This is a genomic window from Saccharopolyspora sp. NPDC003752 (assembly GCF_053605825.1).
The window spans coordinates 119,290-137,676 of sequence record NZ_JBSGJZ010000004.1 but is presented as its reverse complement, the minus strand read 5'-3'; the positions used below and the strand labels follow the sequence as shown (position 1 = coordinate 137,676).

Genomic DNA, 18,387 nt, shown 5'->3' with positions numbered 1-18,387 from the left:
TAGGACCGGGCGCAGGGCGACCTCACCGGCTCGGCTTCGGGTCAGGCCTGCTTCATCTTCTCGACGAGGCTCCGGGGCCGCAGGTCGGTCCAGTTCGCCTCGATGTACTCCAGACAGGCCTGCCGGGTGTCCTCCGGGTGCACCACGTGCCATCCGGCCGGGACGTCGACGAACGACGGCCAGAGGGAGTGCTGGTTCTCGTCGTTGACCAGGACGAGGAACTTGCCGTTCTCGTCGTCGAACGGGTTCGTCGGACTACTCATCGCTTTCCTCCTTGATCTCCATCACAATGCGGGCGATCTGATCGGCGGACTCCGGTCGCATCATGTCCGCGTGCCTGCAGTCGATCTGGTGGGTGCGGATCTTCCCGGTCACGTGGGGACGCCAGACGTCCAGCGCCGCCGCGCCGCCGTTCGCCTCCCGCGCGGCGGTGAAGAGCAGAACGTCGCCGCGGAAGACGCCTAGTTCGCTCGAAGCGAGCAGAGCGGTGTTGTTGCCGTACACCCGGCGGACGCCCTCGACGACCCGGTGCCAGAGGCCGTCCTCATCGCGGGTGTCGAAGAGCCCTGGCAGCAGTTCCCCGATCTCGTCCGCTGTGGGCGGTTCCGCGTCCCCTGCTTCGGCGGCCGTGACCGGGTAGGCGTCCAGCACCGCGAGCAGTTCGACCTGCTCGCCCTCGTCCTGCAGGAGCGTGGCCAGGGCGTGGGCGATCACGCCGCCGAACGACCACCCCAGCAGGCGGTAGGGGCCATGCGGCTGAATCGTCCGTATCTGCGCGGCGTAATCCCCGGCGATCTCGGCCATGCTGGTGGGCAGTTCCTCCGCCGGATCCAGGCCGCGCGCCTGGATCCCGTAGACGGCGAAGGCGGATGCGGTCCGGGCGAGCTCGCGGTACGACCAGGCGATACCGCCCGCAGCGTGCACGCAGAAGAGGTTCGGCTTGCCCTCGTCGGGTGTGATCGGCAGCACGACTTCGAACGGATCCTGCCGCGTTCGGCCGGACAGGTGCGGTGCGAGCCCGGCGACGCTCGGCGCCTGGAACACCGTGCCGATCCCGATCTCCACCCCCAGCTCCGCCCGGATCCGCTCGACCAGGCGCAGCACCAGCAAGGAATGCCCGCCGAGGTCGAAGAAGCTGTCGTCGACCCCGACCCGCGGCATCCCGAGAACCTCGGCGAACAGCCCGCACAACAACTCCTCGTCCGGCGTGCGAGGTGCCGCGCTCGCCGAGTGCGGGTCCGGGGCCGGCAGTGCTCGACGGTCCACCTTTCCGTTGCCGGTCAGCGGAAATTCGTCCAGCACCACCACGGCCGCGGGCACCATGTGGTCGGGCAGGGTCCGGGTCGCGCGCGAGCGCACCTCCAGCGGGTCGCAAGGCTGCCCCGCTGCGGGCACGACATAGCCCACGAGCCGCCGGTCGCCCGGCCGGTCCTCGCGGACCACCACCACGGCCCGGGCCACCTGCGGGTGATCGGCGAGCGCCGCCGCCACCTCGCCCGGCTCGATGCGGAAGCCGCGGACCTTGACCTGGTCGTCGGCCCGACCGGCGAACTCCAGCTCGCCCTGCCGGTTCCAGCGGGCCAGGTCCCCGGTCCGGTACATCCGGGAACCGGTGGAGAACGGATCCGCCACGAACCGCTCGCCCGTCAGCCCGGGACGTCCCCAGTACCCGCGGGCCACGCCCTCGCCGGCGAGGTAGAGCTCCCCCGCCACGCCGGGCGGCACCAACCGCAAGCCCGGATCCAGCACGTACGCCCGGGTGTTGCGCAGCGCTCGGCCGATCGTCACCGGTGCCGACCGGGTCACCCGCGCCGCGGTGGACCACACCGTGGCCTCGGTCGGCCCGTAGGCGTTGACGACCTCGCCGGCCAGGGCGGCGAGCTCGGCCCCGAGCCCGTCGGGGAGGGCTTCGCCGCAGGCGAGGACCCGCAATCCCCGGATCATCTCCGGGGCCGCCGACACGAGGAGCTGCCAGTGCGTGGGGGTGGCCTGCATGACCGAGATCCGGTGCTCGGCCACCAGCCGGGACAGTTCCTCCGGGGTGTTGCCGGTCGACACCACCACCGCGGCGCCGGTCAGCAGCGGCACCAGCAGTTCGAGGGCCGCGAGGTCGAACGACAGCGTGGTGACCGCCGCGACCCGGTCGGCGGGCCCGAATCCCGCCCAGGCCTGAACCGCCGTCGAGAATGAGGCCAGGTTGCGGTGGGAGATCACCACGCCCTTCGGGCGGCCGGTGGAACCCGAGGTGTGCAGGACGTACGACGCGTGGTCCGGTCGCAACGGTCGCCGGCGCTGCGCGTCCGCGAGATCGCTGGGCGATTCTCCGGCGATCAGGCCGAGCACGTGTGGTGCGTCCAGCTCGACTGCGGGTATCCCCGAAATCGGCAGGCCGGCCGCGACCTCGGTGGTCGTCACCACCAGCGTCGGCTCGGTGTCGGCCAGCACGAACTCGATCCGCTCCGCCGGGTAGGCGGGGTCGATCGGCGAGTAAGCGGCTCCCGACTTGAGCACCGCCAGCATCGCCACGACCATGTCCACCGACCGCGGCACCGCCAAGGCCACGACGGACTCCGGCCCCGTCCCCCGCGCGACCAGGTGTCGGGCCAGCCGGTTGGCCCGCGTGTTCAGCTCCGCGTAGGACACCGAATCTCCGCCGCACACCACCGCGGTGGCATCCGGGGTCCGCACCGCCTGGGCCTCGAACGCCTCGTGCACCATCGGCGCGGGGGCCTCCGGGGTCCGCGCTTCGAGCAGCTGGTGGCGTTCGGGTTCGGTGAGGACGTCGATGTCCCCGACCCGGATTCCGGGGTCGGCGACGACTGCCTCCAGGACGCGCACGAACCTGGCGACGAGCCCTTGCGCGGTGGCGAGGTCGAAGAGGTCGGTGCTGAACTCCACCGCTCCGGCGAATCCCCGCGGCTCACCCGCTGTTCCGCTGCGCTCGGTCAGTTCCACGGTCAGGTCGAACTTCGCCGTGCGGGCGGGCGGAGTCATCTGCTCGGCGTCCGCGGCCGGTAGGTCGAGGGGTGCGGCAGGACCGTTGTTGACGATCAGCAGCACTTGGAACAGCGGGTGACGGGCCAGGGACCGCTGCGGGTTCAACGCCTCCACGAGCCGCTCGAACGGCAAGTCCTGATGGGCGTAGGCAGCCAGGTTCGTCTCCCTGACCCTCGCCAGCAGCTCCCGGAAACTCGGATCCCCCGAAGTATCCGTCCGCAACACCAGCGTGTTGACGAACGCACCCACGAGATCGTGCAACGCCTCGTCGTCGCGGCCGGCGATCGGACTCCCGATCGGGATGTCCGTCCCCGCACCCAACCGCGTCAGCAACGCGGCGAGCGCGGCCTGCACGACCATGAACACCGTCGCCCGAATTCCACCGGCGAGGCGGATCAGGCCCGCATGCAGCTCGGGCGAGACCTCGAGATCCACTCGGCGGCCCTGGTACGAGGCCACGGCGGGTCTGGGCCGGTCGGTGGGGAGCGCCAGTTCTTCCGGAAGATCCCGGAGGGCGTCCTTCCAGAACTCCAGCTGGCGGGAGATGACGCTATCCGGATCTTCCTCGCTGCCCAGGACTTCCCGCTGCCACAACGCGAAATCCGCGTACTGCACCGGCAAGTCCGGCCAGTCCGGTGCCGCTCCGGCGCATCGCGCCGCGTACGCGGCAGCCAAGTCACGCAGCAACGGCCCCACCGACCAACCGTCACCGGCGATGTGGTGCAGCACCACCAACAGCACGACCTCGTGCTCGTCCACCACCGCGATCCGCGCACGGATCGGCAGCTCTCGGACGAGGTCGAAGCGCTCATCCACCACGGCGTCCAGCAAGGGGTCCGGCTCGGGTGCCGACACCACCGGCACATCCAGCACCGAACCCGCGTCGTGGATCACCTGCTGCCACGGATTTCCTTCCACAGCGGGAAAAACCGTGCGCAGCACTTCGTGGCGGTCCACCACGTCCCACACCGCCGCCTGCAACGCGAGAACATCGATCTCACCGGTCAGCCGCCACACCAGCGGGATGTGGTACGCCGAACCCGCGGCATCGAGCTTGTCCACGAACCACAACCGGTACTGCGCGAACGACAACGGCACCCGCTCCGGCCGCGCCATCCCCGCCGACACCGGGTCCGGACCCGCCGACTTGCCGGCGAGCCCTACCCGCGCGGCCAGCTGCGCCACCGTTGGCGCCTCGAAAACCGCGCGCACGGACAACTCCACGCCACACGAGGCTCGGATGCGGCCGGTCAGCCGAGTCGCCGACAACGAATGCCCGCCGAGTTCGAAGAAGCTGTCGTCAACCCCCACCCCGTCGACGCCCAGCACCTCGGCGAACAACTCGCACAACATCGCCTCGCGCGCAGTCCGCGGCGGTGCTTTCACCGGATTGGCACCGAAATCGTGTGCGGGCAGCGCCTTCCGGTCCAGCTTCCCGTTGGCGGTCAAGGGAAGGCTCTCCAGCAGGACCACTGCCGAAGGGACCATGTGATCCGGCAGGCTGCCGGCAACGTGAGCCCGCAATTCGGCCTGATCGCATCCGCCGGTTCCGGGGACGACATAGGCGATCAGGCGCTTGTCCCCCGGCCGGTCCTCACGCGCGGCCACCACGCACTGCGACACCGCCGGATGAGCGGCCAGCACCGCCTCGACCTCACCCGGCTCGATCCGGAAACCCCGAACCTTGACCTGATCATCCACCCGGCCGACGAACTCCAACTCCCCGTCGCGATTCCAGCGGGCCAGATCCCCGGTCCGGTACATCCGCCCACCAGGCGGACCGAACGGGTCAGCCACGAAACGCCCGGCCGTCAACCCGGGACGCCCGAGATATCCCCGCGCCACGCCATCACCGGCGATGAAAAGCTCACCCACGACCCCAGGCGGGACGAGCCGCAAACGCGCATCCAGGACGTAGACACCGGTATTGCCCAGCGGCCGACCGATGGTCACCCGGCCATCGCTGCCGACTTCCGCCGCCGTCGACCACACCGTGGCCTCCGTCGGCCCGTAGAGGTTGACGACCTCCTCGGACAAGGTCCGCAGCCTGGTCGCCAGGTGCTCCGGCAAGGCCTCGCCACCGGTCAACACCCGCAGCCCGCGCAACATCTCGGGAACCTCGGACACCAAGGCCTGCCACAAAGCGGGCGTGGCCTGCACGACCGTCGCCGCGTGATCGCTCACCAGCGCCGCCAACTCGTGCGGATCCCCGACCTCGTCACCCCGAGCCACGACCACCGATGCACCGGTCAGCAGCGGCGCCAGCAGCTCCACCACGGCGATGTCGAACGACAACGTCGTCACCGCCAGCAACCGATCCCCCGGCCCGACCCGCAACCACGGATCGATCGCCGCAACGAACCCGCACACATTCCGGTGAGTGACCACCACGCCCTTCGGCCGCCCCGACGAACCCGACGTGAACAACACGTACGCCGGGTGATCCGCGCACGAACCGCTCACGCGATCAACGTCGACCACGTCGTCCGGACTCGCACCCGCGACCTCCGCACGAACGACCGGATCATCCACCACCAGAACAGGAACATCGATCTCACCGGGCAATCCGGGCACGACCCCGGAAGTCGCTACGACCAGCAACGGGCGGGCATCGGCGAGCAGGAACCCGATCCGCTCGGCCGGAAAGCCCGGATCGACCGGCAGATACGCGGCACCCGCCTTGAGCACCGCCCACACCGCCACGACCATCTCGATCGAACGCGGAACCGCAAGACCCACAACACAACCCGGCCCGGCACCACGACCGATCAGATGCCGAGCGAGCCGATTCGCCCGGCCGTTCAACTCGGCGTACGACGCCGACTCATCGCCGCACACCACCGCGGTGGCATCCGGCGACTTCGCCACCTGTGCCTCGAACAGCTCCGGCAGAGTCGGCACCGGAACGTCAGGTCTCCGCCCGTTCCGGCCTTCGAGGAGTTGGTACCGCTCTTCCTCGGTGAGGATGTCGATGTCCGCCACACACATGTCGGGATCGGCCGCCATCGACTCCAGCACGCGAATCAACCGCCGCAGGACCAGTTCCGCTTCCTCGGCGGTGAAGCAATCCGGCCGGTAGTCCAGGCGCAACGTCAGCTGCTCTTCCCCCGGTACGACTACCAAGGCCAACCCGTAGTGCGTCGCATCGCGGCCTTCGACGCTCACCACCGACGGCTCGTCGCCGTCGGGACCATCCGCGAGAAGATCCGGTCCCGCCGGGTAGTTCTCGTAGATCACCACCGAGTCGAACAACTCGCCAACACCGATCGCGCCCTGGATCTCCGGCAACGCCACATGCCGGTGCGGCATCAACTCGACCTGCGCGGACTGAACTTCCCCCAGCAAGCCGCCAACACGCGTTCCGGACGACCACCGGACCCGCACCGGAACCGTGTTCACGCACAAACCCACCAGCGACTCGACACCCCGGACCTCCGAGGGGCGGACCGCCACCACAGAGCCGAAAACGACATCCCCGCTGCCGACCAGACGACCGAGCAACACCCCCCAACCGGCCTGGACCACCGACGACAACGTCACACCACGCCCGCCGGCCAGAGCCCGCAGACCACCCAACAGTTCGCCCGGCAACTCCGCGACCGCACGGTCCGGCACCACTCCGCCCCGAGCCGCGCCCGGAGCCACCAAAGTCGGCTGTTCCACCCCCGCAAGGGCCTCGGCCCACGCCCGAACAGCCCCCGCACCGTCCTGATCGGACGACCACGCCAAGTAGTCCCGCCACAACGGGGCCGGCGGGAGTTCGTCCTCGGCGTGGTACAGGGCGAGCAGCTCCCGCAGCACGATCGGGAGCGACCAGCCGTCCAGCAGCACGTGGTGGTGCGTCAGCACCAGACGGTGGCGACCGTCCCCGATCTTCACGACGGTGCAGCGCAGGAGCGGCGGACGCCCCAGGTCGAACCGCTCCCGCCGATCGCGGTCGAGCAGGTCCCGGTACGCCTGCTCAACATCGTCCGCGCCCGTCAGATCGACCTCGCGCCAAGGCAGGGGCACCTGCCGGGCGACGACCTGCACCGGCTCCCGGCCGCGCCGGTCGAACCCGGCGCGCAGGCTCCCGTGCCGATCCAAGAGGCGCTGCGCGGCGTTGCGCAGTCGCCGCAGGTCCCAGGAACCGGCCAGCTTCACGCACAGCTGGACCAAGTACACGTCCGGCCCCAGCTCGTCGAACCACGCGTGGAACAGCAACCCCTCCTGCAGCGGGGTCAGCGGGAGAACGTCCTCGACCGCCGGACCGGCCTGCTCGATGCGGTCCACGTCGTCCTGGCTCAGCGGAACCAGCGGGAAGTCCGACGGGCTGCCGCCACCGCCGGGGTGGCGGACGAACGCTCGGAGCGTCTCCACCCAGTCCGCCGCCAAGGCCCTCACTTCTGGCTCCCCGAGCAGGCCTTCCGGCCACGACCAGGTCGCCACGAGCCTCGGTCCGCCCGGGGCGTCCTCCGTCACGGCGTCGATGGTGAGGCTGTGGGCCGCGGGCAGATCCGGATCGCTCCCGGCTCCCAGGCCCGCCCCTGGCGCCGGCGCCCAATCCGCGGCCTCGGCCGGTGCGGTGAAGCGGCCGAGGTAGTTGAACGCGATCTGCGCCTTCGCGCCGGCGAGCGGGGTATCGGGGTTGAGGTACCGCAGCATCCCGTAGCCGAGCCCGCGATCTGGCATGGCGCGCAGCTGTTCCTTGATCCGCTTGACGGCCCGCGCCGCACCCGGGCCGCCGTTGAGCACCTGTTCCCGGTCCACCTCGCCGGGATCGAGAACGACCGGGGCGATGCAGGTGAACCACCCGACGGTGCGGGACAGATCGATCCCGGCCGCCTCCTGCCTGCCGTGCGTCTCCACGTCCACCAGCACGGCGCCGCCGCCACGCCGGTGCTGCACGGCCAAGGCCAATGCGGTGAGCAGGATGTCGTCGACATTGCCGCGGAACGCGGCGGGAACGGTCGTCAGCAGCGGCAGCACGTCGTCGGCGGAGATGACGACTTCGATCGCGCGCAGCGTCGCCGTGGTGTCGGTGGCCGGATCGAGCGGCCGGTTTCCGAGCACGGGCTCCTCGACACCGGACACCAGCTGCCAGCCGGGCAGCTCGGCGAGCCGCTCCGGGGAGCGGGACTGCTCGACCAGGTGGTCGGCCCAGCCGCGCAAGGATGTGCCGACGGGTTCGAGGATCACCTGGTCTGCCCCCGCCGCGACTTGGGACCACGCGTCCTGCAGGTCGGGCAGCAGGATCCGCCAGGACACACCGTCGACGGCCACGTGGTGGACCACGAGCAGGAGCCGGCCGGGGCAGTGGTTCCCCGCATCCAGCCAGGTCGCGGAAAGCATCTCGCCGGTGCGGGGGTTCAGGCGGCGCACCGCGTCGTCGAGGTGCTCGCCCACGACCTCGTCGGGGTCGGGGCCGTCCAGCACGACGCGGCGCAGCCGCGAGGAGGCCCGAACGGTCCCGGGTGGGAGCACCCGCAGGTTCCAGTCGTCGAGGCTCAGCCGAAGCGCATCGTGGTGGTCGATGACGGCCTGCAGGGCCCTGGCCAGATCGGCTTCGCCGACCGCCGCAGGAACCTGCACCACCATGCTCTGGTGGTACTGGTCCACCGGGCCGCCGCGATCGCGCAGCCAGTGCAGGATCGGCGTCAACGCGACCGGTCCGGCCTCCGGACCCCCGACCACCGCGCCGGGCTCGTCCGAGACCTCGGCTACGACGGCCAGGGCCGCCGGGGTCTTCTGCTCGAAGACCTGCTTCGGGCTGATCCGCACCCCCGCGCGACGGGCCTTCGCCACCAGCTGGATCGTCATGATGCTGTCGCCGCCGAGCCGGAAGAAGTCGTCGTCCGCTCCCACCTCGGCGACGCCGAGCACCTCGGCGTACGCCGCGCACAGGCGTTCCTCGCGCTCGTTGCCCGGACGTCGCCCGCGGGCGGCTTCGAGCGCCGGCGCGGGCAGCGCCCCGCGGTCGAGCTTTCCGTTGGTGGTCAACGGAAGCGCATCGAGGAGCACGACCGCCGAAGGCACCATGTAGTCCGGCAGGCGACGGGTCGCGTGGGCCCGCACGCCGGCAGGATCGCACCCACCGGGGCCGGGGACGACGTAGGCGACGAGCCGTTTCTCGCCGGGCTGGTCCTCCCGGGCGACCGCGGCGACCTGGGCGACGTCGGGGTGGCCGGTGAGGACGGTTTCGACCTCGCCGAGTTCGATCCGGAAACCGCGCACCTTGACCTGGTCATCGGCGCGCCCCGCGTACTCCAGCTCGCCGTCGCCGCTCCAGCGCGCCAAGTCGCCGCTCCGGTACATCCGGCTCCCGGCGGGGCCGAACGGATCTGCCACGAACCGCTGCGCCGTCAAGCCGGGCCGCCCCGAATAGCCCCGCGCCACCCCGGCACCGGCGACGTACAGCTCGCCCACCACGCCCGGCGCAACCGGTCGCAGGTTCGAATCCAGCACGTGCACCCGCAGGTCCACCAGCGGCCGGCCGATCACGCTGCGGCCGTGGCGATCCTCGGCGTCGATCTCCGCGTGGGTGACGTGCACGGTGGTCTCGGTGATCCCGTACATGTTCACCACCGCGGGCATGCCGGTTTCCCAGACCGGGACGCGAGCCGGGTCCAGGGCCTCGCCGCCCAAGACCACGCAGCGCACCCGCCAACCGTCCCGCCGGGACGGCTCGTCCTCCAGGACCCGCACCAACTGGTAGAACGCCGACGGGGTCTGGTTCAGCACCGACACCTGCTCGCGGACCAGCAGCTCCGCGAAATCCGCCGGGGAACGCGTCACCTCCCACGGCACGACCACGAGCCGCCCGCCGCCGGCCAGCGCACCCCACATCTCCCACACCGAGAAGTCGAACGCGTACGAGTGGAACAACGTCCACACATCGCCGGGTCCCGCATCGATCCGGGAGCCGGCGACCGCCAACAACCTCGCCACGTTCGCGTGATCGACCACCACGCCCTTCGGCCGGCCCGACGAACCCGAGGTGTAGAGGAGGTACGCCGCGTTGCCCACGTGCAGCGGGGCAGCGCGATCGGCATCGGAGAGGTCCGCATCCGGCATCCCGGCCAGCAGGTCGGCCGTGCGTGGCTCATCGACGACCAGACGCGGCGTTCCGGGCGGCAGGGCGACCTCGGTGGTCGTCAGCACCAGGACTGGCTCGGCGTCGGCGAGCATGAACGCGATCCGATCGGCGGGCTGATCCGGATCGATGGGCAAGTAGGCGGCGCCGGCCTTGAGCACGGCCAGCATCGCCGAGATCATCGCAGGCGTTCGTGGAAACACCAATCCCACAACGCTTTCCGGCCCCACTCCGCGATCCGCCAAGCACCGCGCGAGCCGGTTCGCGCGGGAGTTCAGCTCCGCGTAGGTCACCGACTCGTCGCCGCACACCACCGCGACGGCGTCCGGCGACTCCGCCACCCGAGCCTCGAACAACTCCGGCAGCGTGGCGACCGGGACATCGGCTTCCCGCCGCGCTTCGAGCAGCAGGCGCCGCTCCGCCCCGGACAGGACCTCGACGTCCCCGACCCGGACGTCAGGGTCGGCCACGACCGCTTCCAGCACCCGAACCAGCCGCCGGAGCAGTGCCTCGGCGGTGTTCGGCCGGAAAAGGTCCGCGCTGCATTCGAGGAAGAGGTCGAGCCCGCCGTCCGGCCCACCGTGCTCAAGTGCGGTGAAGGCGAGGTCGAACTTGGCAGTCCGGGCCGCGGCCGTCACCTGCTCCACGTGGGCGCCGGGCAGTCGGAGCGCCCCGGCCGGCGCGTTGCCGGCCGTGAGCAGGACCTGGAACAGCGGGTGCCGGGCGAGGGATCGCTGCGGGTTGAGCGCTTCGACGAGCCGCTCGAAGGGCAAGTCCTGGTGGGCGTAAGCGGCCAGGTTCGTCTCCCGGACCCGTGCGAGCAGTTCCCGGAAGCTCGGATCACCGGAAGTGTCGGTCCGCAGCACCAGCGTGTTGACGAAGAATCCCACCAGATTCTCGGTCGCCTGCTCCGCACGACCAGCGATCGGGCTTCCGATCGGAATGTCCGTACCCGCGCCCAGCCGCGTCAACAACACCGCCAACGCAGCCTGCACCACCATGAAGGTGCTCACCTGGGACGCCTGGGCCAGTTCGACCATCCTCCGATGCGCCTCGGGGGCGACGGGGGCCGAATGGGTCCACCCCTGGTACGAAGCGGCTGCCGGACGCGGCTGGTCGGTGGGAAGGGCGATTTCTTCCGGAAGATCCTGCAGGGCTGCTTCCCAGAACTCCAGCTGGCGGGAGATCACGCTGTCCGGATCTTCTTCGCTGCCCAGGACTTGCCGCTGCCACAACGCGAAATCCGCGTACTGCACCGGCAATTCCCGCCAATCCGGCGTTTCACCCGCGAACCGCGCGGCATACGCCGCGGCCAGGTCCCGCAGCAGGGGACCTACCGACCAACCGTCGCCGGCGATGTGGTGCAACACCACCGACAGCACGACTTCGCGCTCGTCCACCACGAGGATTCGCGCACGGACCGGTGCCTCGCGGGACAGGTCGAAACCCCGCTCGACGTGATCGGCCAACACCTCCTCGACGTCGTCCGCGGCGACCGCGAGCACCGGAACGTCCAGAACATCCCGGGCATCGCCGACCACCCGCTGGAACGGCACCCCCGCCACGTCCGGGAACGCCGTCCGCAGGACTTCGTGACGATCGACCACGTCCCACACCGCCGCCTGCAGCGCGGGAACGTCGACCTCGCCGGTCAACCGCCAGGCGAGCGGAATGTGATACGCCGAACCGACCGCGTCCAGCTTGTCCACGAACCACAACCGGTACTGCGCGAACGACAACGGCACCCGCTCCGGCCGCACCATCCCCGCCAACACCGGGCGCACCGACTCGTCATCGCCATCCAACCGCGCGGCCAACTCCGCCACCGTCGGCGCCTCGAACACCGCGCGCACCGACAACCCCACGCCGCACGCGGTGCGGATGCGACTCACCAACCGAGTCGCCAGCAACGAATGACCACCCAGATCGAAGAAGCCGTCGCCTATCCCCACCTCGTCCACGTCCAGGACCTCGGCGAACAACCCGCACAGCAGTTCCTCGCGCGGCGTCCGCGGTGGCGTGATCGCCTTCCCGGCGCCGAAGTCCGGCGCGGGCAGCGCCTTCCGGTCCAGCTTCCCGTTGGCGGTCAGCGGAAGGCTCTCCAGCAGGACCACCGCCGAAGGCACCATGTGATCCGGTCGGCTGCGGGCCACCTGAGCCCGCACCTCCGCCGGATCGCACCCCCCGGCCTCGGGGACGACATAGGCGATCAGGCGCTTCTCGCCCTCCCGCTCCTCTCTCGCCACGACCACGCACTGCGCGACCCGCGGATGCGCAGCGACCGCCGCCTCGATCTCGCCCAGTTCGATGCGGAAGCCACGGACCTTGACCTGGTCGTCGGCGCGACCGAGGAACTCCAGCTCCCCGTTCCGGTTCCAGCGCACCCGGTCGCCGGTCCGGTACATCCGCCCCCCGGCGGGGCCGAACGGATCGGCCACGAAGCGCTCGGCCGTCAACCCGGCACGCCCCGAGTACCCGCGCGCCACCCCGGCACCCGCGATGTACAGCTCGCCCACCACCCCGGCGGGCACCAGCTCCAGAGCGGGCCCCAGCGCGTAGGCCCTGGTGCCCGGCACCGGCGGCCCGATCGGCACCTGCGGCGGCTCGTCACCGTCGGAGTACCAGACGGCGGAGTAGACCGTGGCCTCGGTCGGCCCGTAGAAGTTCATGATCCGGCAGTTCGGGAAGACCGCGCGGATGTCCCGGACGAGCTGGGCGGTGAAGGATTCGCCGCCCAAGATCACCGTGTGCACGCCCTCCGCCCGCTCCTGGCCGCGAATCACCTTCGCCAGGACCGACGGCACGGCGCTGACGAGGCCGCCGTCCGACAGCACCTGCGGGCGCTCCGCCAAGGTGAGGAGATCGGGTACCACTTCGATCGCCCCTCCGGAGGTCAGCGGCGGGAAGATCTCCAGCACCGAGGTGTCGAAGCTCAGCGATGTCGAGGCGAGCACGCGGGCGAGTCGTTCCGGGCCGACGACCGCGTGCGCGCACGCGACGGAATCCGCCATCCCCGAGTGCGTGACGACGACCCCCTTGGGGGTTCCGGTCGAGCCGGAGGTGTACATGACGTAGGCCGGGTTCGCCGGATCCAGCGGACCGGTCCGCTCGGCGTCGGTCAGGTCGGTACCGGCGTACCGGGCCAGCGCCTCGACGACACCCGGTTCGTCCAAGACCATCCGGCCGGCTGCGAACTGCTGCTCGACGTCGCTGCGGGTGAGCAGGAGCACCGGTGCGGAGTCGGTCACCATGAACGCGAGCCGGTCGGCTGGATATGCCGGGTCCAGCGGCACGTATGCGGCCCCCGCCTTCAGCACGGCGAGCAGCGCCACCACCATCTCGACGGACCGGGGGATCGCGAGCCCCACCGCGGTCTCCGGCCCGGCCCCTTTCTCGACCAGGCATCGCGCCAACCGGTTCGCCCGCGCGTTCAGCTCGGCGTACGTCACCGCCGTCCCGTCACACAGCACCGCGACCGCGTCGGGAGTACGCGCGACCTGCGCTTCGAAGAGATCGGGGACCAGGGCACCGGGTGCCGCCTGACCGCCGTTCCACTCGTGGAGGAGCCGGTGGCGCTCGGCCGCCGCGAGGACGTCGAGCTCGTGCAGTGGCCGATCGGCATCGGCGGACGCCCGGTCCAGCAGGCGCAGCAATCGCCGGAGGAGCTGCTCGGCGGTGTCCGCGTCGAAGAGGTCCACGCTGTACTCCACGGACACCTCCAGGCCGTCGGGGTGCTCTCCCGAGGCCGGGAGTTCGACCGCGGTGAAGGCGAGGTCGAACTTGGCGGTGCTGATGGGGACGGCAATCGGCTCGGCGTTCCCGCCGGGCAGGTCGAGCGCGGCGATGGGTCCGTTGTTGAACGCGAGAGCCACCTGGAACAGCGGGTGACGCGCCAGGGACCGCTGCGGGTTCAACGCCTCCACGAGCCGCTCGAACGGCAAGTCCTGATGGGCGTAGGCAGCCAGGTTCGTCTCCCGGACCCTCGCCAGCAGCTCCCGGAAACTCGGATCCCCCGAAGTATCCGTCCGCAACACCAGCGTGTTGACGAACGCACCCACGAGATCGTGCAACGCCTCGTCGTCGCGCCCAGCGATCGGACTCCCGATCGGGATGTCCGTCCCCGCACCCAACCGCGTCAGCAACGCGGCGAGCGCGGCCTGGAGCACCATGAAGGTGCTCGCCCGGCACTCCCGGGCCAGCTCGACCAATCGCCGGTGCACACCCGGCTCGACGACGGCCGAAAGAGTCCGGCCCCGATACGACGCCACGGCCGGCCGAGACCTGTCCGCCGGAAGGGCCAGTTCCTCCGGAAGGCCCCGCAGAGCCTGCTTCCAGAAGTCCAGCTGACGCGAGATCGCACTGCCGGGTTCGTCCTCGCTGCCCAGGGCTTTCCGCTGCCACAACGCGAAATCCGCGTACTGAACCGGCAATTCCCGCCAACCTGGCGCCTCGCCGGTGCACCGCGCCGCGTATGCGACGGCCAAGTCCCGCACCAGAGGCCCCACCGACCAACCGTCACCGGCGATGTGGTGCACGACCACCAGCAGGACACGGCCACCACCGGCCACCTCCCACGATCGCACCCTGATCGGCGGCTCCACCCCCAGGTCGAAGGCCTGCGCGGAATGCTCGGCGACCACCCGCTCGACGTCGTCGGAGCCGATCTCCGCTCCGGCAGTGCCGAAGGCACGTTCCAGCGCGGTGTCGGCGTTCAGGAGCTGCTGCCAGGGCACGCTGTCCTCGCCGAGCGGGAATACCGTCCGCAGCGCCTCGTGGCGCGTGAGAACGTCCCGCACCGCCGTTCGCAGGGCGACGATGTCGACCTCACCGGGGATCCGCCACGCCAGGGGGATGTGGTACGCCGAGCCGGTCGCGTCGAGCTCTCCCACGAACCACAAGCGGCGTTGGGAGAAGGACAGCGGAACCCGTTCCGGCCGCTGCTCGGCGCGCAGCGCTACCGGGTGATGCACTCCCGCTTCGGTGTCGATCCGGATGGCCAGCTGTGTCGCTGTTGGTGCCTCGAACACCGCGCGCACGGACAACTCCACACCGCACTCGGCGCGGACACGGCCGGCCAACCGAGTCGCCAGCAACGAGTGGCCGCCCAGGTCGAAGAAGCTGTCTTCTACCCCCACCTCCGCAACGCCCAGCACCTCGGCGAACAACCTGCACACCAACGCCTCGCGCTCAGTCCGCGGCGGAACCTCCGCCACACCGGAGCCGAAATCGGGAGCGGGCAACGCCTTCCGGTCCAGCTTCCCGTTCGCCGTCAACGGGAAACCGTCGAGGACCACCACAGCCGACGGGACCATGTAGCCGGGCAGCCGCCGAGCCGCGTACGACCGCAATTCAGCCGGGTCACCGGCATCGGCCATCACATAGGCGACCAGGCGCTTCTCCCCCGGCCGGTCCTCCCGCGCGGCCACCACGCACTGCGACACCGCCGGATGAGCAGCCAAGGCGGCCTCGACCTCACCCAGCTCGATCCGGAAACCCCGAACCTTGACCTGCTCATCCACCCGACCGACGAACTCCAACTCCCCATCCCGGTTCCAGCGCGCCACATCCCCGGTCCGGTACATCCGCCCACCAGGCGGACCGAACGGATCAGCCACGAACCGCCCGGCCGTCAACCCCGGACGCCCGAGATAACCCCGCGCCACCCCGGAACCGGCGATGAACAACTCACCGGTCACTCCGGGAAGCACCGGCCGCAGGTTCGGGCCGAGGACGTAGACGCGGGTATTGCCCAACGGCTGGCCGATGGTCACCCGGCCACCGCGATCGATTTCCGCCGCCGTCGACCACACCGTGGCCTCCGTCGGCCCGTAGAGGTTGACCACCTCACCGGCCGAACCGCGCAGCCGGGCCGCCAGCTGCTCAGGCAGGGCTTCACCGCCGGTCAACACCCGCAGCCCGTGAATCATCCCCGGCGCTTCGGACACCAGCGCCTGCCACAGAGCCGGCGTCGCCTGCATGACAGTCACCGCGTGGTCTGCCGCCAAAGCCGCCAATGCCCGTGGATCTCCGACCTCGCCACCGCGAGCCACGACCACCGCCGCACCGGCGAGCAGCGGCGCCAGCAACTCGACCACGGCGATGTCGAACGACAACGTCGTCACCGCGAGCAATCTGTCCCCGGAGCGGGCCCCCAACCACGGATCGACGGCCGCAACGAACCCGCACACATTCCGGTGAGTGACCACCACGCCCTTCGGCCGCCCCGACGAACCCGACGTGAACAAGACGTACGCCGCGTCGTCGAGCTGCACGGCGGCACGATCCGCACAAGTGATATCCGCACCCGGAGAGCCGGCCACCGCGGCCGCGGTTCCCGGATCGTCCAACACGAGAACCGGAAAACCCTGCGGCACCACATGTTCGGCTTCGACCGTCGTCACCACCAGCACTGGGTCGGCGTCGGCCAGCAGGAACCCGATGCGCTCGGCCGGAAATCCCGGATCGACCGGCAGATACGCAGCACCCGCCTTGAGCACCGCCCACACCGCCACAACCATCTCAACCGACCGCGGAACCGCAAGACCCACAACACAACCCGGCCCAGCACCACGACCGATCAGACACCGAGCAAGCCGATTCGCCCGAGCATTCAACTCGGCATACGACACCGACTCAGCACCGCACACCACCGCAGTGGCATCCGGCGACTTCGCCACCTGAGCCTCGAAAAGCTCCGGCAGAGTCGACTCAGCGACGACCACACCTTGCCCGTTCCACACCTCAAGCAGCTGGTACCGCTCTTCCTCGGTGAGGATGTCGATGTCCGCCACGAGCATGTCGGAATCGGCGGCCATCGACTCCAGCACGCGGACGAACCGCCGCAGGACCAGTTCCGCTTCCTCCGCGGTGAAGCAATCCGGCCGGTAGTCCAGGCGCAACGTCAGCTGCTCTTCCCCCGGCAGCACCACCAACGCCAACCCGTAATGCGTCGAGTCCAGACCTTCGACGTTCGCGACGCGCAGCGAAGGCCCCGCTGCCGCTTCGCCGGCCGTTCCCGGCTTGGCCGGGTAGTTCTCGAAGATGACCACCGAGTCGAACAGCTCGCCAACACCCAGCGCACCCTGGATCTCCGGCAGCCCCACATGCCGGTGCGGCATCAACCCGATCTGCGCGGACTGAACCTCCGCCAGCAAATCTCCAACGCGCGTCCCAGGCGACCACCGAACCCGCGCCGGAACCGTGTTGACGCACAACCCCACCAGCGACTCGACACCCGGGACTTCCGGGGGTCGAACCGCCACCACGGAGCCGAAGACCACGTCCCCGGAGCCGGCCAACTCGCCGAGCAACACCCCCCAAGCAGCCTGAACCACCGACGACAACGTCACACCACGCTCGGCCGCCAGGCACCGCAGACCGCCCAGCAGACCCGTCGAGACGTCAGCCACCGCACGGCCCGGCACCACTCCGCCCCGACCCGCGCCCGGAGCCACCAAAGTCGGCTGGTCCACCCCCGCAAGGGCCTCACCCCACGCCCGAACAGCCCCCGCACCGTCCTGATCGGACAACCACGCCAAGTACTCCCGCCACGCCGGAGCCGGCGGGAGCCCGCTGGTGTCGCCGTCGCGGGAGTACAGCTCGACCAGCTCATCGACCACGATCGGCAGCGACCAACCGTCGAACAAGGCGTGGTGGCACGTCATCACCAGGCGGACGCGGTCCGCGGCGAACCGCACCGCCATGAAGCGCACCAGCGGCGGTCTCCCCAGGTCGAACCGCTCGTTCCGGTCCGCCGCGAGGACATCCGCGAAGGCGGCCGCCGGATCGTCCACCGCCACCAGGTCGAGCTCCCGCCAAGGCACCCGCACCCGCCGGGCGATCACCTGCACCGGCTCCCGGCCACCGCGGCGCACGAACGCCGCGCGCAAGCTCGCGTGCCGGTCCACCAACGCCTGAGCGGCTGCCCGCAACCTCGGGACGTCGCAATCGCCTTCGAGCTCGACGCTCAGCTGGACGATGTAGACGTCCGGCCCCTGCTCGTCGTACCAGGCGTGGAACAGCAACCCCTCTTGCAGCGGGGTGAGCGGGAGAATGTCCTCGACTGCTGATTTCTTAGCGGTCACGGCAAACCTCACCAGTCCAGCCGGATTTCCATTGCAAGGCTAGAACGACGACATCCGGAAACAAACAGCTGCGATCACCGGGGGCGCACCTTTCAGCGACAGCGGAAACCATGCGACACCCGCATGACCCGCACGGGATTTCGCGAGTGCCCGAATGCCACCCGACAGCGGACGAAGCAACGAGCGTTTTCCATCCTCTGCGCGGAAGGCCTGTGTCCTGGGTCGTGAGTGGCT

General features: G+C 70.2%; 2 protein-coding genes. Both read right to left on the bottom strand.

All coding sequences use genetic code 11. From position 1 onward, the window contains the following. Nucleotides 1–41 precede the first annotated feature (41 nt). Nucleotides 42–263, bottom strand: coding sequence for an MbtH family protein (locus ACWEV3_RS07500; protein WP_132485671.1), 222 nt, complete (start codon nt 261–263; stop codon nt 42–44). Beyond that, nucleotides 256–18,153 carry a non-ribosomal peptide synthase/polyketide synthase gene (locus ACWEV3_RS07495; RefSeq protein WP_452613076.1) on the bottom strand — a complete coding sequence of 5,966 codons (17,898 nt, stop codon included), beginning with the start codon at nt 18,151–18,153 and terminating at the stop codon, nt 256–258. Before ACWEV3_RS07495 ends, ACWEV3_RS07500 begins: the two co-directional genes overlap by 8 nt. Nucleotides 18,154–18,387 lie beyond the last annotated feature (234 nt).

Excerpts from the sequence above, each read along its gene's own strand:
- ACWEV3_RS07500 (WP_132485671.1), bottom strand. The coding sequence starts at position 263 with ATGAGTAGTCCGACGAACCCGTTCGACGACGAGAACGGCAAGTTCCTC.